This window comes from Rhodococcus jostii NBRC 16295 (assembly GCF_001894825.1).
Taxonomy (GTDB): Bacteria; Actinomycetota; Actinomycetes; order Mycobacteriales; family Mycobacteriaceae; genus Rhodococcus_F; species Rhodococcus_F jostii.
This window is the reverse complement of the sequence record NZ_BCWY01000026.1, coordinates 17,964-36,656: the sequence shown is the minus strand read 5'-3', so window position 1 is coordinate 36,656 and position 18,693 is coordinate 17,964. Positions and strand designations below refer to the sequence as shown.

The 18,693-nt window shown below is 62.9% G+C and carries 17 protein-coding genes and 1 pseudogene; 13 read left to right on the top strand and 5 right to left on the bottom strand.

All coding sequences use genetic code 11. The annotated features are described in order from the left end of the window. Positions 1–539: 539 nt before the first annotated feature. Positions 540–1,289, bottom strand: coding sequence for an SDR family NAD(P)-dependent oxidoreductase (locus tag RJ1_RS18280; RefSeq protein ID WP_073362265.1), 750 nt, complete (start codon positions 1,287–1,289; stop codon positions 540–542). Between the two features lie 195 nt (positions 1,290–1,484). Here RJ1_RS18280 and RJ1_RS18275 point away from each other — a divergent pair, with 195 nt between their 5' ends. Beyond that, the gene (locus RJ1_RS18275) at positions 1,485–1,871 is read left to right on the top strand and encodes a putative quinol monooxygenase (protein WP_143048772.1); all 387 of its coding nucleotides are present in this window, start codon (positions 1,485–1,487) and stop codon (positions 1,869–1,871) included. 30 nt (positions 1,872–1,901) lie between these two features. Here RJ1_RS18275 and RJ1_RS18270 read toward each other — a convergent pair whose 3' ends face one another. Then, positions 1,902–2,159 carry a hypothetical protein gene (locus tag RJ1_RS18270; RefSeq protein ID WP_073362261.1) on the bottom strand — a complete coding sequence of 86 codons (258 nt, stop codon included), beginning with the start codon at positions 2,157–2,159 and terminating at the stop codon, positions 1,902–1,904. Positions 2,160–2,302: 143 nt separating this feature from the next. Between RJ1_RS18270 and RJ1_RS18265 the strand changes: the two genes are divergently transcribed. After that, positions 2,303–3,127: an enoyl-CoA hydratase/isomerase family protein gene (locus tag RJ1_RS18265; RefSeq protein WP_073362259.1), complete on the top strand. Its 825-nt coding sequence runs from the start codon at positions 2,303–2,305 to the stop codon at positions 3,125–3,127. A gap of 73 nt (positions 3,128–3,200) precedes the next feature. Here RJ1_RS18265 and RJ1_RS18260 read toward each other — a convergent pair whose 3' ends face one another. After that, the gene (locus RJ1_RS18260; protein ID WP_073362257.1) at positions 3,201–4,400 is read right to left on the bottom strand and encodes an acyl-CoA dehydrogenase family protein; all 1,200 of its coding nucleotides are present in this window, start codon (positions 4,398–4,400) and stop codon (positions 3,201–3,203) included. 259 nt (positions 4,401–4,659) lie between these two features. On the opposite strand from RJ1_RS18260, the gene RJ1_RS18255 reads away from it, so the two are divergent. The 7 genes from RJ1_RS18255 (at position 4,660) to RJ1_RS18225 (ending at position 12,780) form a co-directional block, all read left to right on the top strand. Beyond that, on the top strand, positions 4,660–5,067 hold the full coding sequence (locus RJ1_RS18255; protein WP_073362255.1) for a Zn-ribbon domain-containing OB-fold protein: 408 nt from the start codon (positions 4,660–4,662) through the stop codon (positions 5,065–5,067). A 10-nt stretch (positions 5,068–5,077) separates the two neighbouring features. After that, positions 5,078–6,283 (top strand): thiolase family protein, encoded by a 1,206-nt coding sequence (locus RJ1_RS18250; RefSeq protein WP_378380730.1) that lies wholly within the window; start codon positions 5,078–5,080, stop codon positions 6,281–6,283. Between the two features lie 38 nt (positions 6,284–6,321). Then, positions 6,322–7,263: an SDR family NAD(P)-dependent oxidoreductase gene (locus RJ1_RS18245; RefSeq protein ID WP_073362251.1), complete on the top strand. Its 942-nt coding sequence runs from the start codon at positions 6,322–6,324 to the stop codon at positions 7,261–7,263. Positions 7,264–7,438: 175 nt separating this feature from the next. Beyond that, positions 7,439–8,554 carry an acyl-CoA dehydrogenase family protein gene (locus tag RJ1_RS18240; RefSeq protein ID WP_073362249.1) on the top strand — a complete coding sequence of 372 codons (1,116 nt, stop codon included), beginning with the start codon at positions 7,439–7,441 and terminating at the stop codon, positions 8,552–8,554. Between the two features lie 421 nt (positions 8,555–8,975). Beyond that, entirely contained in the window at positions 8,976–10,124 is a 1,149-nt protein-coding gene (locus RJ1_RS18235; RefSeq protein WP_074872648.1) for a sugar ABC transporter substrate-binding protein, read from the top strand. Then, on the top strand, positions 10,121–11,632 hold the full coding sequence (locus tag RJ1_RS18230; RefSeq protein WP_073362245.1) for a sugar ABC transporter ATP-binding protein: 1,512 nt from the start codon (positions 10,121–10,123) through the stop codon (positions 11,630–11,632). Before RJ1_RS18235 ends, RJ1_RS18230 begins: the two co-directional genes overlap by 4 nt. 200 nt (positions 11,633–11,832) lie before the next feature. Beyond that, positions 11,833–12,780 (top strand): ABC transporter permease, encoded by a 948-nt coding sequence (locus tag RJ1_RS18225; protein WP_170008893.1) that lies wholly within the window; start codon positions 11,833–11,835, stop codon positions 12,778–12,780. A 159-nt stretch (positions 12,781–12,939) separates the two neighbouring features. On the opposite strand, the gene RJ1_RS18220 is transcribed toward RJ1_RS18225, so the two are convergent. Both RJ1_RS18220 and RJ1_RS18215 read right to left on the bottom strand, forming a co-directional pair. Continuing rightward, complete coding sequence (locus RJ1_RS18220; RefSeq protein ID WP_073362241.1) at positions 12,940–13,947, bottom strand: NAD(P)H-dependent flavin oxidoreductase; 1,008 nt, start codon at positions 13,945–13,947, stop codon at positions 12,940–12,942. Positions 13,948–14,066: 119 nt separating this feature from the next. Further along, the gene (locus RJ1_RS18215) at positions 14,067–14,813 is read right to left on the bottom strand and encodes a hypothetical protein (protein WP_073362239.1); all 747 of its coding nucleotides are present in this window, start codon (positions 14,811–14,813) and stop codon (positions 14,067–14,069) included. Between the two features lie 169 nt (positions 14,814–14,982). Between RJ1_RS18215 and RJ1_RS18210 the strand changes: the two genes are divergently transcribed. From RJ1_RS18210 to RJ1_RS47795, 4 genes and pseudogenes are all read left to right on the top strand, one after another. Then, entirely contained in the window at positions 14,983–16,506 is a 1,524-nt protein-coding gene (locus RJ1_RS18210; protein WP_073362237.1) for an AMP-binding protein, read from the top strand. Positions 16,507–16,719: 213 nt separating this feature from the next. Then, positions 16,720–17,709 carry a PDR/VanB family oxidoreductase gene (locus RJ1_RS18205; protein WP_240319549.1) on the top strand — a complete coding sequence of 330 codons (990 nt, stop codon included), beginning with the start codon at positions 16,720–16,722 and terminating at the stop codon, positions 17,707–17,709. An 86-nt stretch (positions 17,710–17,795) separates the two neighbouring features. Further along, positions 17,796–18,317 carry a VOC family protein gene (locus RJ1_RS18200; protein WP_073362235.1) on the top strand — a complete coding sequence of 174 codons (522 nt, stop codon included), beginning with the start codon at positions 17,796–17,798 and terminating at the stop codon, positions 18,315–18,317. A 9-nt stretch (positions 18,318–18,326) separates the two neighbouring features. Next, positions 18,327–18,636 (top strand): annotated as a pseudogene (locus RJ1_RS47795) (IS701 family transposase); the annotation flags it as partial. Positions 18,637–18,693: the final 57 nt, after the last annotated feature.

The window sequence follows — 18,693 nt, the reverse complement described above, 5'->3', positions numbered from 1 at the left end:
TCATACGTCGACGGTTGCGGCAGCGCCGAGGCAATCCGGCGCCGCCGCCACCGTCGTCGGCGAACTTCCGTCAGCCCGAGGGTCCGATCAGGTCGATGACTCAGAGCAGCGAATGGATGACCTGTGTGACTGCCCTAGAGCTCGGCCGGAGCACTTCCAGGCCGAGTGGATGCCCTGGTCAAACCGATCTCCGAAACTGAGGCCCACCAGCGACCGGCTAGAACATCACCGCCACCCGAATCCTCCGCGCCCTGGCCGAGGGGGACGGGAGCGGGAGCCTGGCAAACTCAGACTCACCGCTGGTCGTGCGCCCGACCTTGTCCGGCAGGCAGACAAAAGCAGTCGACAACTGCAGCCAATGCCTCGGCTACGGTGTGGTCTGCGAGGACCCCGGGTGAAAGCGAGCCGAGCAACCTCGATGGCGACCAACGACCGCGCTACGGTGGAGCGCAACGTGAGCCTGGGCAGGATCGACCACCAATGGGCGCAGCGCGTGACTCATCAAACGCCATCGCCTCGATCAGGCCGGGCGACGTTCGTCATGGAAGGACATCGAGATCGGCTTCACCTGGCCTGCCGCCGATCGGATCGCAATTGTCCGCTGCTCGACGGACGATTCCCACCTCGTGCTCCGCTCGGGTAGATGCCACCTCGCTGAACGTATTGTCGCTGTCGCGCCCGCATTCCCCCACGGTCTCGTGCACAGTGTGGACTCGGATTCCGTGCGGAACCAGCTGTCGGGCGAGGGCGTCGACATAACGCATGACCGCCCGTCGCGCCCATGTCCGACCCGTAGGTTCAGGTGCTGGCGTGCCCCTCGCGGTGCCCGGCGCCGCCGACGTGATGACAACGACGATCGACGAACCCGGCTTCAGGTGCGGCAGACACACCGCCACGGTATTCATCACCCCGATGAGGTCTGCGTCCACGGCGTCGACGAATCTTGCCCGGCTATCGGCGCCGGCAACTGGCAGGTTGCCGGTGACGGCGACGACGAGATCGAGGCGTCCGAGTCTTCGGACCCCATCGTCGACCGCTGCGCGCAGGCCCTGACGGTCGCGAACATCGACAAACGACGCCACAATTGTGCGCCCCCGTTCCTCCACCTGTGCGATCGTCCGCTCGAACTCGTCCACAGTTGCAAGTGGATGGTCGACGGTGTCGATCCGACCGCTCGCGTCGACAGCGACGATGTCGGCGCCGGCGGAAGCCAGTCGGACAGCGTGGCGGCGTCCTGGACCGCGGGTGGCGCCGGAAATGAAGGCGACCTTACCTTCGAGCCTCCCCATTGGGATATCTCCTGTTCTGTCGCAACGGTAGTGGCTTCGCGGCGGACCGGAGCATGGCGAGGCGACTCCGGTGCGATGATCGACTCGCCGGTGTGCCGGCCATAGTCGTCCCGCTCTGTACCCACGCCGCTGGAAAACCGAGCCTAATGACGCCGTCGCAGACAAGTCAAGTAGGCACTATACTTAGTGTGGTCCATGGAACTTGGCGACACCGCGCACGGCGCGGCGGCAATGGAGGCATTGATGGTTCACCATCCCGACGCATTCGTGACACTCACCCGCGTCACGGTTGACGACGCGAACCGCGACGCGGTGCTCGAGATACTGCGGGAGATTGTCGCGCTCGACGCGACTGAGCCCGGTACGCTGGTCCAGACCGTCCAGGTGGACGAAGAGAACGATCAACACGTGTGGCTCTACGAACTGTGGGCGAGCCCGCATGATCGGGATCTCCACCGCGACAACGGTGCCGAACTCCGGGGGCGCCTTGCGCCCTTGATCTCGGTGCCATTCGAGGTGATCACCTGTCGACCGCTGTTCGGGCATGGTCTCGACCTGGCCCGCCTCGTCACGGGGGAGTGAGGGCTGCGCCCGATCGTGCGATGTGTCGAGTTACAGAACGTGCCTGACCTCGTGGATTTCGACGGTCATCGCGCCGGCGATATAGAAGGGCAGGTGTTCGATCTCGGCTCGCGCCGCCGCGGCGGACTCTGCCTCGACAAACGTGTACGACTGCGCGCCGTCGACTCGCGAGTACACGCGTTCGATGACACCTCGGCTGTGCAGGCTCTGCACGGCGCGAGTCTCCTCTGCCTGTAGGGGAGTGCGGTCGACAGACGGCACGGGAGTCGCGATGACGACGAACTTCACGGTTCCACCTCTGTTGCGGGGGCTACGACCCGCTCAGTCTAGTACGGATAGTAGTTACTTCGATAACATCGACTTTACCCAATCGCTTCGCCGCCGCGGCCGTAGGCGTCGGTGAGCGCCCCTTCTGTGAAGAAAGAGATGCCGTGAGCACAACAACCGAAACCGCGACCTCCACCGAGACGGGAATCGTCCTCACAAGGGACGACCGAAACGCCGACGTCGTCACCGTTACGTTGAACAAGCCGAACCGTAAGAATGCGATGAGTTGGGCGATGTGGCAGGAGCTCCGAGCCGTCCTCGACGAGATCGCTCTCGACCCGACGATCCGTATCGTGATCCTCACCGGTGCTGGGGGGTCGTTCTGCTCGGGTGCGGATCTCGCTGCCCCGTCGCCGCGGATGCACCCGCTGGGCCAGATGGAGGTGATCAACTCCGTTGTGCTCGCGCTGCACCGTCTGCCGAAAGTCACCATTGCGAGGGTCGACGGCGACGCGGTGGGGGCGGGTATGAACCTCGCTCTGGCGTGCGATCTCACCGTGGCGACGGAAAGGAGTCGATTCTCGGAGATCTTCGTACGCCGCGGATTGTCGATCGACTGCGGTGGATCGTGGATCCTTCCGCGGCTGATCGGATTGCACCGCGCGAAGGAGTTGTGCCTGACCGGTGACATTGTGTCGGCCGCGGAAGCCCGGCAGCTGGGTCTGCTGAATCGGGTAGTACCGGATGGGGCGTTGGACGAGGCGATGGACCTGCTCGTCGAGCGACTTCTGCTCGGTGCGCCGATCGCCCAGCTGGTCACAAAGCGCCTGTTGACTGCAGGCGGGTCTTCATCGCTCGACGAGAGTCTCGACCGTGAATCGATGGCGCAGATCGACAATCTCGGGTCGAGTGACTCAACCGAGGCGCGGGCGGCGTTCGTCGAGAAGCGCGCCCCGCGGTTCACCGGCGCCTGGCCGGGGCGATCGTAGCAAGGCGACCGGCGTAGGGGACGGCGGCGATTCGAAGGCTTCGGGCGCCGCCGCCCCCGACGCCGGGCGGGCGTCAGTTTCCGCGTGGAAGTCCCAGTACGCGTTCCGCGACGATGTTGCGCTGGACTTCAGCCGTCCCACCCCAGATCGTGCTCGAACGGCTCTGAAGCATGCTCGCCGTCCAATAGTCCGGTTCGTACCGTCCGGCCGACTGCAGCGGGAGGACCATCGCCTCCGCCCCCCGCACATTCGCTATCCGATCGAGGAATGCGCGTGAATACTCCGACCAGAACATCTTGATGATGGATGCTCGTGCACCGGCCGTACGACCTGCGATCGCGTCGCCGAGCGACGCCAGGCCCTGATATCGCATGATCTCGACATGGGTATGAGCCCACGCAAGCTGCTGGCGTACTACCGGATCGGTGTTGGTCCCATTGGATTGTGCGAGCTCAATAGCCATTCGCAACTGGCGTGCAAAGGGAAGGTGCTGCGTTGTTGTGCTACCGGCACGCTCGCTCCCTAGCGTCGTCATCGTGACGTTCCACCCGTTGTTCACGCCTCCGATGATGTTGTCGACGGGCGCACGCGCTTCATCGAGAAACGTTTCCGTGAAATCGGAGTCGCCGGTCATCTGTCGGATCGGGCGTAGCTCGATACCGTTCGCAGAGCCATCCGGGTGCCGCATCGGGATCAGTACGTAGGAGATCCCGCGATGCCGCGGAGCATCAGGGTCGGTGCGACACAGACAGAACAGCATGTTGGCGCGAGTGGCGCCGGATGTCCAAACCTTCTGTCCGCTCACGACGATCTCATCGCCGTCTATGCGTCCCACGGTGCGGAGCGAGGCAAGGTCTGAGCCGGCTTCCGGCTCGGAGAACCCCTGGCAATAGACGTCGGTGCCATCGAGAATCCGCGGAAGAAAGTACTTCTTCTGCTCGTCCGTACCCCAGGCCATGATTGCAGGCGCGACCAGCCATTCGCCGACGCCTCGGGTTGGTCGAGGAACGTCAGCGCGTGCGAATTCCTCGTCCAGTACCGACATCTCGATAGAGGAGAGGCCTCGCCCGCCATGTTCAACCGACCATGAAATGCACATCAGACCGGCCCGGTGGACAGTCACGGCCCAGTCGGCCAATGCCGCATTCTGGGCGGTCGTGGCATGGTCCGGGTCCACGCCGATCAGTTCGGCAGGTCTGTTGATCTCTAGCCAATTCCGCACTTCTGCGCGGAAGATGTCGGCCTCGGGGCCGAGCTCAATTTCGAGGGTCACCGCGTCGCTCCCAAGTTTTCCGGAGTTCGATCGTCCCGTCGACGAATGAAAGTAGACACTACAGCAGTGGGCTTCTCCGTCTCAAACATCGAAGGTGTCGGAAACTGCCGAGTCGCCCGATCGTGCGCGTCGATTCGGTGTTTCCGCACGTATACGCGCTGCTTCCCGAAGTGAGAATTGCCACCGCCGGAGGTCTGGGTCCGCAGCTGCGCGAAACTTATAGTTGTGGAGTACTTACTTTACTACCTAGGATGAGGTCATGACCGTAACAACTGCCAAGATCCCCATGGTCGGCTATCTGGTGCTCGACGATGAACCGCATCTGGTCGCGCAGCGTTGCGTCGCGTGCGGCGCGTTGTTTTTCGATCGCAGGAATGGTTGTGCACGCTGCAGTGCAACCGAATTCGAGAGTCATCCGGTCGCCAACACCGGCTACATCCGCAGCTACACAATCGTGCACCGCGCTGCGCCGAAGGTGCCCGCACCGTACGTCTCGGCGGTGGTCGAACTCGACGGCGGCGGAGTGATCAAGGCCAACCTCGTCGACGTCCGGCCGGACCCTGACGCCGTGAACATCGGCGGGCGCGTCCGGCTCACAACATTCGTGGCCGGCGTCGACGACGACGGCACGGAGGCCGTCGCATTCGGATACATCCAGGAACAGTGAGGGAGTTCGACTGATGAGTAAGCAATCCACCTGGATCGTCGGTGCAGCGATGACCCGCTTCGGCCGTCTCCCGGACATGGACCTGATCGATCTCGGTGCCTCCGCAGCACAGGCCGCGCTCGCGGATGCGGGCATGACGATGGACGACGTTCAGGTCTTCGCCGTGGGTAACGCCTACGAGTCGAGCGGGATGGTCGCACAGAGAATCCAAAAGCAGATCGGTCAAACGGGAATCGAGACGTACAACGTCTTTAACGCCTGCGCGACGGGGGCGACAGCCGTGCGTGCCGCTCACCTGGCGATCCAGGCGGGCGAGGCCGATGTCGCGCTCGTTGTCGGTGTTGAGAAGATGGGCAAGATGGGAATGCTCGGGGCGGGCGCAAAGGCTCGTTCCGACCGCAAAGTGTATACCCCGGGTGGCCGATTTGGCGCGGTGATGGGAACCGAAGGAATCCTGGGGACCGGCCTCATGCCGGGCGTGTTTGCCCAGGCGGGCATGGACTATGCGCGCCAGCACGACGTTACGTTCCGGCAGTTCGCCAAGGTCGCCGAGAAGAATCACTACCACTCGTCGCTCAACCCGCTCGCCCAGTACCGCGATGTCTATGACGTCGAAGCGATCATGGCCGCTGAGATGATTGCCTATCCCAACAGCGTCCTCATGTGTTGCCCAACCGGGGACGGAGCGGCCTCCCTGGTGCTCGTCTCGGACGAGAAGCGACGGTCCCTCGACGCCGCGCAACGTGACCGAAGTGTCAAGATCAGTGCCTCGATTCTGACGACCGACCCCTACACCCCAACCGGTCACGCGATGCCCGATATCAACACACTCACCCGTCAGGCAGCCGATAAGGCCTACGAGGTGGCCGGTGTCGGACCAGCCGAGCTGGACCTGGTGGAGTTGCACGACTGCTTCGCGACCGCGGAGCTGGTGCACTACGACAACCTGCGTCTGTGCGAGCCCGGCGGCGCCGGCGAGTTCATCGACTCGGGCGCGCCGCGCCGTGACGGATCGACCCCGGTCAACGTTTCCGGCGGCCTGATCTCGAAGGGCCACCCGATCGGAGCAACCGGCGTGGCCGGCCTCTACGAGGTCGCCACCCACCTGCGCGGCGAGGCAGGCGATCGCCAGATCGACGGCGCACGGGTCGGCCTTGCCCATGTCATCGGGCTGGGTTCCGCTTGCGGCATCCACATCCTCGAACGCGCAGCGTAATTCGATTTTCACCTGAACCGAGAACGGAGACACAGAACATGGGACAGCTCGACGGCAAGGTAGCAATCGTCACCGGTGCTGGACGTGGCATCGGACGTGAGGAAGCCCTCGCATTGGCCGCGGCAGGCGCGAAGGTCGTCGTAAACGACATGGGCGGTGACTGGAACGGCGAAGGCAGCGACGAAAGGCCCGCGGCGACCGTGTGCGACGAGATTCGCGCGCTCGGTGGCGAGGCCACGCCGAACTTCGACAACGTCGCCGATCCGGCCGGGGCCGAGCGACTGGTCAAGCAGACGCTCGAAACCTATGGCGACGTCGACATCCTCGTCAACAACGCCGGAATCCTCCGCGACAGCATGGTATTCAGCTCCGAACCAAAGCAGTGGGCGTCGGTGATCGACGTGCACATTCTCGGCCACTATCTGCCGACGCGCGCGGTTACCGCGCACTGGCGCGAGCAGTCGAAAGCGGGTACAACCAAGCACCGCGCGATCGTGAACACCACGAGCGAGTCGGGCCTGTTTGGCAACGCCGGCCAGTCGAACTATGACGCGGCAAAGTTGGGCATCGTATCGTTCACCATCGCGGTGGCAAAGGAAACGGCCAAGTACGGGGTCACGGTCAACGCGATCGCACCGCGCGCGCGGACCAGGCTGACCACCACGACCTTCGACGGATCGAACCGCGCGGGCGAATTCAAGGTCGTCGACGGTGTCTTCGACGCGATGGATCCGTCGAACATCGCACCGTTCGTCGCGTTCCTCGGTACCGACGCTGCCGCCGAAATCACTGGCCAGACCTTCATCGTGTACGGCGGGATCGTTGCACACGTCAGGTTGCCCCATGTGGCCGACCTGATCGTCAAGGACGGCCGGTGGACGATCGATGAACTGGTTGCTGAGCACGGCGGACTGTTCAAGGAGATCGGGTCCAACGTGTACGAGGGACCGCGAGGGTACGTGCGGTTGCCCAAGCAGTAGTACGCACCCGGGCCCTGCCAGAGACTTCGACGGGGCCCGGGCAGCCGTTGGCCGCGTGACCGCTCGGTCACCGTCCAGCGAATCCGAACAGGCTTTGTGAACCCCGTACGACGGGGGAGAGGTGGACCAGCCGCGGGCGGTCCCCGACATTCGACCGTAGGAAGCGGAGACAGCAATGAACTTCACCTTCGATACCGACCAGGAGGAACTGCGCACAACCCTCCGCAGATTCCTGCAGGCGAAGTCGCCGGAGTCGGAGGTCCGCCGGCTGATGGAGACGGTTGAGGGCTACGACCCCGCCGTATGGCGACAGGCAGCTGAACAGCTGGGCTTGCAAGGGCTTGCGATCCCCGAGAAGTTCGGAGGCAGTGGATTCGGCTACCCAGAACTGGTCCTCGTGTTTGAAGAGATGGGACGGGCACTGTATTGCGGACCATTCTTCTCAACCGTCGCGCTCGCCACGAACCTTTTGTTGGCCGTCGACGACGACAGCGCTCGCGCGGACTACCTGCCAGGCCTCGCCTCGGGGGAAACCATCGCGACGGTCGCTCTCGCCGAACAGTCCGGTCGCTGGGATGCCGAGGGTGTACAGCTGCGCGCCATTGAGACGGACGGTTCCTGGCAACTGACAGGTGAGAAGTTGTATGTGCTCGACGGGGCGGTCGCCGACTTGATCCTCGTCGCTGCGCGCACGGCGGCCGGGGTGTCGGTGTTCGCCGTACCGGCGGGGGCACCAGGGCTCGTGGTGGAACCGCTCACAACCATGGACCAGACGCGAAAGCAGGCCCGGATCACGTTTGCGCAGACACCCGCGCGGCTGATCGGTCGGGACGGAGACGGCTGGAGCGCACTCTCGCACATGCTCGATCTAGCCGCCGTGGCCCTTGCCGCAGAGCAGGTCGGCGGCGCCCAGTTCGTATTGGAGATGTCCGTCGAATACGCGAAAACGCGAGTGCAGTTCGGCAAGCCGATCGGCACATTCCAGGCGATCAAGCACAAGTGCGCCGATATGCTGCTCGAAGTCGAGTCGGCAAAATCCGCCGCATACTACGGCGGATGGATCGCCACCGGCGGGGAAGACGAACTGCCGGCGGTCGCGAGCCTCGCCAAGGCCTATTGCTCCGAGGCATACCTCCATGCGGCCGCCGAGAACATCCAGATCCACGGCGGTATCGGATTCACCTGGGAGCACCCCGCACACCTGTATTTCAAACGGGCCAAGACGAGCGAACTGCTGTTCGGTGACCCGACCTACCATCGGGAACAACTCGCCAGCCGTATCGGAATCTGATCCGCAGTTATCAAATACACGCTCGGGATCCTGAAGTTCTCGCACGGAACCGCCTCGTCGACCACCCGATGAGGCGGACAAGCGGGCGACCCTCCCGGTGTCCGAGCGCCCTTGCGGACTGTCGGCGTGCGCCCCGAACCCGATGACCAGCGTCCGCGGATGGTCGCAACTAGCGCGACCCCGCGCGCCTTCGGTATATGCCTCCGGCCGGCGTTTGCAGGTGACGTGAGAGCAGAGTTCTTAAGTGAGGCTATCGCTCCGATCGATTCGATCATGACGGCTCAAAACTACTGCCAAGTACCATATTTCAATCTCAATTAATGAAGGATAGTACTTACTTGACATGCTGATCGTGGGCGTCATAGTGTGTCGTACGACACACTCGGCCTGCTGGGCTCGAGAACGACTCAGAGGAGTGGCAGTGCGAACAATCGGCCGTCGGATCGGCACAGTCATCACGGGAGCAGCACTGGTGATCAGTGCGAGCGCAGCATGTTCGAGCTCCGGCAGCGGCGCAGACAGAGGGACCACACCCCAGGAAAACATCGACAATGCACGGGCACGGGTCGCCCAACTCGAGCAGCCACCAACCGTCGACTACGACCCGGGGCCGCTCCCGGGGAACCCCGCCGGCAAGCGCATCGTCGTGGTCTTGCCGACAACCGCAAAAGGCTCAGCCAACGACGCATTGTTCCGCCACGCGGCGGAACAGCTCGGCATCAAAGTGGAAATCCGCACCGTCGACACGTCGTCGGAGAAGATCACAGACACGTTCGACGAGATAGCCCGTGACCCCAACCTTGACGGACTCTACGTCAACAGCCGCGATCCAAGCCTGTGGCAGGCCCAGTTCGACCAGATCACCGGCCGCGGCGTTCCGATCGTGCTCGGCGCGATCACGGACGACCCAGCGTGGACCTCACGGTCGGTCAACGTCATGTCGTCGAGCCGGGTAGTCAAGCAGATCACCGAGGACGCCGCCGACTGGATGGTGGCCGACAGCAACGGAACTGGATCAAGCGTCGTATTCACAATCCCCGTGCAGCGGACGCTGGCGGGAATCGGAGATACATACCGCACCCGCCTGAACGAAACATGCCCCGGATGCGGAGTCGAGGTCGTCGACGTCAAAGGTTTCTCGTCGATCGGCAAGGACCTGCCAGGCACGGTGGTCAGCTACCTGCAGTCGCATCCCGACGTCAAGTACGTCTTCCTGGCGTTCGGAGACATGGTCACAGGCGTGCCCGACGCACTGCGTGCAGCAGGCCTGAGCGACGTCAAGTTGTTCACACAAAGCGCCGGCGCCAGCAACATCCAATACCTCAATCAGGGTACCGAGGCCGCCGACCTTGCCTACACCCATCCGTACATGGCATACGTCGCGGTCGACGCGCTCGCGCGAGGCATGCTCGGCGGCTCCATGCAGACCGCAGACGAGTGGTTGATGCCCACGCAGTTGCTGACCCCGGCGAATGTCGGTAGCGCCAACGTAAACCAAGAAGGCACCATCGTCCTGCCGGAGCTGGACGAGCACTTCGCCCGAATCTGGGGGAAGGGCACCCCACAATGAATGAGTCGCCTGAATCCGTGCCGCTCGCTCTCGACATCCACGACGTCTCGAAGGCGTTCGGCGGCAACACCGTTCTCGATTCAGTAAACCTCAAAGTCCGCTCCGGAGAGATCCACGCGATCGTGGGTCAGAACGGATCCGGCAAATCCACACTCGCCAAAGTATTGTCCGGATTCCATACACCCGAACCCGGGGCCACGGCGTCGGTATTCGGACAAGAGTCCGGCTTCCCACTCAACGCCGAGGCGCGCACACGGACACACTTCGTCCACCAGGACCTCGGTCTTGTGGAGTCGCTGAGCATCCTCGACAACATAGGGTTGTCACACGGATACCGCACCAACCATTTCGGCAAGATCGACTGGCGCCACGCCCGCGCCCGCGTCCAGTCCGTTCTCGACGGCTTCGACTTGGGCCACCTCGACCTCGAGGCGCCGATCACGAAGCTGACCGCCAGTGAACGGGCGATCGTCGCGATCGCACGCGGTCTGCTGGGATGGAAGACAGAGTACGGGCTCATGGTCCTCGACGAGACGACCGCGGCACTGCCTCACGACGAGGTCGAGGTCCTGGTGAAGTCGATCCGCTCGGTCGTCGCCCGAGGCGCAGGCGTCCTCTACATCACCCACCGTCTCGACGAGGTCTTCGAGTTCGCCGACCGGGTGTCAGTCATACGGGACGGACGTCTGGTCGGCACACGCGAGACGGACGTGCTCACCCGCGAGGAACTCGTCACCATGATGATCGGGGACCGATTGTCCACGCCGCGATCCCTGGCCGCGCCGCGCTCCGATATTGCACTACAATGCCGCGGACTACACGCTCCCGGGCTCGAGGGCATCGACATCGACGTACGATTCGGTGAAATCGTCGGTGTGGCAGGAATGTTGGGGTCTGGCCGCGAGCTCCTCGCCGACGCAGTCTTCGGCGCCAATCCACGAACAAGTGGAGTGGTAGAGATCGCCGGGCATCCGGTCACGGCGGATTCACCTCGGCGATCGATAAATCAGGGCATCGCCGTCGTTCCGAGCGACCGGCTGCGCCGCGGCGTGATACCGAATCTCACGGTTCGCGAGAACATCACACTGGCCCAGCTGAGTTCGCTCTGGCGCCACGCGACACTCAGTCGGGCGACCGAGACGAATGAAGCCCGAAAATGGATCGACGCAGTCGGCCTGCGACCCTCCGACCCAGAGCGAGTTATCTCGACCCTCAGCGGCGGCAACCAGCAGAAAGCCCTGCTCGCAAGAGCCCTACGCCTCGACCCGAAGGTGCTCGTCCTCGACGAGCCGACCCAGGGGATCGACGTGGGCGCGAAAAGCGCCATCTACGAACTGTTGCGCGAATCGGCCGCCAACGGCACAGCGGTCCTGTTGTGTACTGCAGAGCCTGAAGACTTGCCGGACGTATGCCATCGCGTTGTCGTCATGCGCCGAGGAAAGGTCGCCGACGAGCTGTCCGGCGATCGCCTCAACCAGCACGAATTGCTTGCCTCCTGCGCCTCCTGAACACATCGAACCGGCCCGGCACTCTCCGATAGGTCATCATGAGCGAACACCTCGTCAACGACTCCACAACGACGTCCACCACTGATACATTGCCCGATCGCCGCGCGAAGACACCATCGCCACCGCGGAAGACACTGTCGCAAGTCCTGTCCGCACTCTCGCCGAGTAAAGTCAGCGCACTGTATGTCGCAGGTTTCGCGATGATCGTGTTCGCGTTCTGGATTCCCGATCTCTTCTACACAGAGACGACCTTCAAATCGCTCCTGTACCAGCAGGCGATCACGGCCCTCGTCGCGCTGGCCTTCCTTATCCCCTACACGACGCACAACTTCGACCTGACCGTAGGTGCGACGGTCGGCGTCAGCTCGCTCGTTTGCGCGTGGCTGATGACCAGCGGGAGCGTGCCCTGGCCGGCGGCGATCGTGATCGCGCTCGCCTTCTGCTCACTGATCGGTGTGCTGAACGCATTCCTGATCACCGTCATCCGCATCGAATCAGTGATCGCAACAATTGCGACGATGTCGATGATTGAGGCAGTCGGGTCGGCAGCGTTCAATGGCCAGCAGATCTTCGGATTGCCCCAGAGCTTCCTCGCCCTCTCGCAGAACGAGATCTTCGGTGTCTCAGTAGTTTTCTACTATCTGATCATCATCGCTGTCGTGCTGTGGTACGTGCTCCGTCACACCCCACTCGGCCGCTACCTCTACGCCATTGGCGGGAACACCGAGGCGGCGCGATTGGCAGGTTTGCAGGTGCGACGATTGATCTTCCTGACGTTCGTCGCCAGCGCGCTGCTCGCAGGAATCGCAGGCGTCCTAGTGTCCTCACGCGTGGGTACCGGAGACTTTGCAATCGGCCCGCACTATCTCTTCCCGGCGGCGGCCGCGATGTTCTTCGGCTCCACCCAGGTCAAACCTGGCACCTACAACGTGTGGGGCACACTGCTCGCGGTCTACACCCTCGCGATCGTTGTCAAAGGGCTCGAACTCGGTGGCGCGCCGTTCTGGGTGACCGAGGTAGCAAACGGAGTTGCGCTCTTGATCGCGGTCGGGTTCCAATCCGTGCGCGTTGCACGGTCGGGGATGCCCACCTCCGGAAGCTGGATGCATCGCCTCACGCAGGTTGTAGCACCGAGCCGACGTCACTGAGGTCCTCGACAGCCACACCCAACGACGCCTCATCCCAAGCCGGCAGGGATGAGGCGTCGTTTCGGTTTCCCCTTGTCGAGCAGTTTCGTCGGATGCCCCAACGACTGACGGCACCGTCCCCATCCGGGGCGGTGCCGTCAGTTCCTCTGAAATGCTCGGTCAGGACGGTTGCGTCAGGCACCCGTACTCGCTGCTGCCGACCAATCGACGCCGTGCCTCGGCGTACTCGTCGACCAGCCTGTCCACGACAGCGGCGGTTGGCTGAATTGAATTGACCGCGCCGATGCCCTGCCCAGCACCCCAGATATCGCGCCACGGTTTCGATTCACTGACGATACTCACCTGCGACTTCTCCGCAAAGTTCATGGCGGTCGGGTCGGAGGAGGGCAGGTTGTCGGGATCGAGACCGGCCGCGAGGATGCTCGGCCGCAGATAGTTCCCATGGATACCGGTAAACAGATTCGAGTACACGATGTCGGAAGCGGTGGAGTCTACGATCATCTGCTTATACGCGATATCGGCATTGGCCTCGTCGGTCGCTATGAAGGTCGAGCCGATGTAAGCAAGGTCCGCGCCTGCGGCTTGGGCTGCGAGTATCGCGCGCCCGTGCGAGATCGCACCCGACAGCACGAGTGGCCCGTCAAACCATTCGCGGATCTCCTGTAACAGTGCGAACGGTGATTGCGTGCCTGCGTGTCCGCCCGCTCCTGTCGCGACGGCAATCAGGCCATCGGCATTCTTCTCGACGGCCTTATGTGCGAATGCATTGTTGATGACATCGTGCAAGACGACCCCGCCGTACGAATGGATTGCATCGTTGACCTCCGGACGGGCGCCGAGTGAGGTTATGACGATCGGGACTCGGTGACGGACGATGGTATCCAGGTCGGAGTCGAGGCGGTCGTTGCTGCGATGCACGACCAGGTTGACTGCGTAGGGCGCGGATGGGTGGTCGGGGTGAGCGGCGTCGTGTGCCGCCAGATCGTCCCCGATTTGGGCGAGCCAGTCTGCAAGTACGGCCTGGGGTCGCGCGTTGAGTGACGGGATGGAGCCGACGACACCGGAAGTCGATTGCGCGACCACTAGTTCGGGTCCTGACACGATGAACATCGGTGAGGCAATTACGGGCAGGCGTAGGCCTCTGCTCAGGGAGACGGGCAAACTCATCGGGGTCCTCTCGGTCGTGGCAGGGGGATTGGCGGGGTACACCCTCCGGTTGTGCACACGCGACAGTGACGCCGTCCTACCGGACTGATCGGGCGGACGGCATCACAAATACGGATCCGCTAGGTCGGATCCACCGTCACGGCGTCGGTGGCGGGCCATGGAAAGTCGAGCGCGAGAAGACTCGCGCCGTCCGCGCCTGCGGTGAGCGTCGCGACATCGTCATCGTCGGAGTGTTCCTGCCAGCCGATCGATCGGGGGCCTTTTGATTGGTCGGACGTAAGGATGTCACCGGCGAGTACGCACCACGCGCGGCCAGCCGTTGCGGACGTCGACGGGGTAGCGTACGTCGCCCCGGCACCGAGCCGCACGAGTGTTGCCGCGAGACCGTCCTGGTCGCATGGGAAAATCTCGACCGTATCGTAGGCGCCGGTTCCGGGGAGGCCGCTCGGTTGCCAACCATCCACAGACTTCGATAGCTGGCGCCGGCCGACGTGCGGTCGCTCGGTGCGTGCGCCCGGCATGACACCGCCATAGTTGCTGGACTTCGCCCTGATTGTTGCATATAGCAACGGCGCGTCCTGTGCGGCGGAAAATGGACCGTAGGACGAGTATGCATCTGTGTAGTGCACGAACACCGACGGAATAGGCTTGCGCTGGAACACCGCCCCTTCGGTGCCGAAGAAGACCTGGAACTGATCGATGCGATGGAAATGTGCGGCGAGTTTGACACCTGGGTCGACCGCGTTGATGTAGATCTGCGGACCGGGCCCCTCGGCCTTGCGGTCCCCGAAGAAGACGTGGCTGTCGAAGCCATGGGCATCTTCCCGGACGTAGCCGGCCTGATCGAAGGCGACGAATTTGAACACCCCAACCTCCTTTGCTGGAGTCTGTACTATACATACTTATCTGAGCGGTAGTCCAGCCCTTTCGGGCCCTTCGATGTGGGGCCAGCAAGTTCTATCGAACCAACTCTCGCCGTTCAATGGACATCATCGATAGTGAGTGCTAAACAAATTGCGTGGAGGATGCACACCGATGGAAACCGTGACACATGTCCGGCCGGCCACTACGGCCACGGCCCGGCACCTACCGCTCGACGTGTTGGCCACTGACGTGCTAAGCGAGGAATCGCTGCCGCGTGCGTGGCGCGCGCGATGGTTGGAGAATCCCCGTGCGGTGGTCGCCCGAACCGAGGACGGCTCGCAGATTCGTGCCGACGAACTCGAGGAACGATCCGCCGCCGTGGCGGCCCGACTAGCATCTGCCGGTCTGGTCGCTGGTGATCGGCTCATCCTCTCGTCCGGTCCTTCGATCGACATGCTCGTGGCGTACGTTGCCGCGCACCGAATGTCCTTGGTGGTTGTGCCAGTAAACACGGCGTACGGGCCGACTGAGATCCGACACGTCGTCCAAAACACGACGCCACGTGCCGCTATTGTCGACGATAAGCGACGGGGACAACTGGTATCCGAAGCGTCGACCGAGCCGATTGTCATCACCGGATGCGATGTTCGCCTGCCCACCGGCGGTGGCGTGCCCACACTCGACGTCGCTGATCGCGACACGCCAGCGTTGATCTGTCACACCTCGGGGACGACCGGCGCGCCCAAGGGCGCAGTACTGACCAGCGGAAACCTGCTCGCGTCGGCCGAGTCGGTCCGGCTGGCCTGGCGGTGGAGCCCAGATGACCGACTCATCCTCGCGCTGCCCCTGTTCCATCTGCACGGGCTCGGGATGGGTATCAACGGCTCGTTGGTGTCAGGAGCGTCAATAGGGTTGATTCCCAGGTTCTCCCCGGAAGCTGTCGCGGACGCAGCACAGGCGGGCGGCACGATGTTCTTTGGCGTACCCACCATGTACCACAGGCTCGCGAATGGACCACATCTCCCCGCGCTGCGTCGACTGAGACTGTGCGTATCCGGATCCGCTCCACTCGCTGCGCAGCTTCATGCTCAAATCGAGAGTGGCTGCGGCCAGCACGTCCTCGAACGGTACGGAATGACGGAGACAGTCATCACGATATCGAATCCGTATGACGGCGAGCGTAAGCCGGGGACAGTGGGGACCCCACTCCCCGGTGTCGAGGTGCGCCTCGCAACCGATGGCCTGGGCGGTGCGGGTGAGATCGAGCTGCGCGGACCGAGTGTGTTCGGCGGATACCTGAACAACCCGACTGCTACGGCGGAGTCCTTTACGCACGACGGCTGGTTCCGGACTGGTGACCTGGGGGAGTTCGACGCCGACGGCTACCTCGCCATCGTGGGGCGTTCGAAGGAGCTCATCATCTCGGGAGGCTACAACGTCTATCCCCGCGAGGTCGAGGAAGTGATTGGTCGCCATCCAGCCGTGGTCGAGGCGGCAGTCGCTGGCCGGCCATCCGAAGAGTGGGGTGAGTCGGTCGTTGCATTCGTCGTTGCTGACGGGCTGTCGTCTGACGATGTGATCCACTGGGCAGCAGAGCGGTTAGCACCGTACAAGCGGCCAACCGAGGTTCGTTTCGTCGACGCGCTGCCACGCAACGATCTGGGCAAGATTCGCCGCGATCAACTGCTGTCCTGAAGGCGCCAGCATGGCGGTGAGGGCCTTGACGGTGTGGTATCGGCCACTTAATGTAGTAAGTACTAACCAATCTGAATTGGGAGAGATCCGGAACTCCCGCGCCGACTCCGCGGCTAGCCGCTGGGCCGGGCGCACTGTTCGCCCTGCGATGCCGGAGGGAAGCCCTAAGGAGATTGTGGTGATTCGCGACTTCTCGAAGAAGATTGTGGTGGTGTGAGCGTGATCGACAAGGGATCTTCCGACGACCTGACCAAGGCCAATGCGGTGGTTCCGGTTGAAGTCGTCGGTCGAGAACACGTGGCATTGGATGTCGTCGCGCTGGAATTGTGCCCCACTGACGGTTCACAGCTACCCCCATGGTCGCCGGGCGCACACGTGGATCTCGTACTTCCGTCGGGGCTAACCCGCCAGTACTCGTTGTGCGGTGATCCGAGCCGCCTTGGCGCGTATCAAATCGCGGTACACCGGGTCGACCATGGCCGTGGCGGATCGATGGAGGTTCACGAGCACCTGCTGCCCGGCGCGATTGTGGGGATCCGTCCGCCACGAAACCGGTTCCCCCTGGTCAACGCAGAGAAATATGTGTTCGTTGCCGGTGGAATCGGAATTACCCCAATTTCCGCAATGGTAAGAGAGATCGAAGCACGTGGTTTGCCGTGGCGTCTTGTCTACGGGGGGCGCTCCCTCGACCGAATGGCATTCACCGATGACCTCACCGCGTTGGGTAGCGACCGCGTCGAGCTCGTCCCGCAGGACGAGGCAGGATTCCCAGATCTGCGAGCGGTTGTGCGAGACGCCCCCGCGGGGGCGGCAGTGTACTGCTGCGGACCAGCACCAATGCTGGCGGCGATCGAGCATGAAGTGTCGGCGACCCGCGACGACATCGAGCTACGCATCGAGCGGTTCGTCGCGCCCGACGAGCCGCAGGGGGAGCGGCAAGCGTTCGAGGTGGAACTTCGTCGGTCCGGAGTAACGGTCACTGTGCCGGCAGACCGATCGATTCTTGATGTTGTGATCGATGCAATCGGCGATGTTGAATTCTCCTGTGAACAGGGTATCTGCGGGGCATGTGAAACGAAGGTACTCGCGGGGCGACCCGAACATCACGATGAATTGCTGTCCCCGGAAGAACGAGCAGAGGGCGTCACCATGATGATTTGCGTGGGACGGTCGAAGACCCCACGTCTCGTACTGGATTTGTGACAACGGAATTCGCAACGTTCGGGAGTCCACAGCCCATATCCCGATCGTCTGTCAAAAGTAGATATCACCGAAGACTGGAGTGAAAGATGGCAGTGCAAGTCAAGTTCCATCACATCGGCATCACCGTTACAAGTCTTGAGCGCACTCTCGCGTTCTTCGAGGATGCGTTCGGCGTGGTCCCCGGGATGGCTCTGCACGTGAAGTCGGGAGCAGACACGGCTCAGGCCCTCGGCCTGCCCGAACATGAGCAGCGAGTTGCGCTCCTAGCCATCGGGGATGTGATCTTCGAGCTGATTGAGTTCCACCCTGTCCGTCGTGCTGAATTCGACGGACGACAGGACGACATCGGCTATGCATACCCCTGCCTGTCGGTCGAAGACATCGATGCGGCATACCACGAGTGGACGGCAAAGGGATACACGATCCACGCAAAGCCTCAGGTGACCGAACACGGACCTGTTGCGGGATCGAAATTCATGATCCTGAAAGACCCCGATGGCAAGAATATCGAGATCGTCGAGACAGGAAAGTATCTGGTGGCATCGAACATCCGCGCCGGGGAGGGCACTGCATCGCTCGACGACCCAGTCGTTATCGGCAAGCACTGATCTGCCGGAGATCGCGGCCGGGCGGCCGGAATCGGCGCTGAGGTTGCCTTCGAAACTCGAACTGGCACAATCGATGATCGAACAAACTCTCGACTCGAGTGTGGCTTTCGGATGGCGGAGCCGGCGACGAGGCCTACGCGCAGGTAGGCAGGCTCCGATGTGGATCGAATCCCGCGGTGTGGCCAACGGCCTCGCCATCCCGACATCGCAGAGGGTCAGCTGGGTGGAGCTGCGTCAGTGCCGCGCCCAAAGTGCGATCGCCGAGCAACCTGCGACCGGATGGCATCGGATCGACTGCATCGACGCCGACTTCGGCCCGTTCGTCCTTGGGGTCGAGATCGGTCAACCGGTCGCAGATTGCCTGCTGTAGATTGGG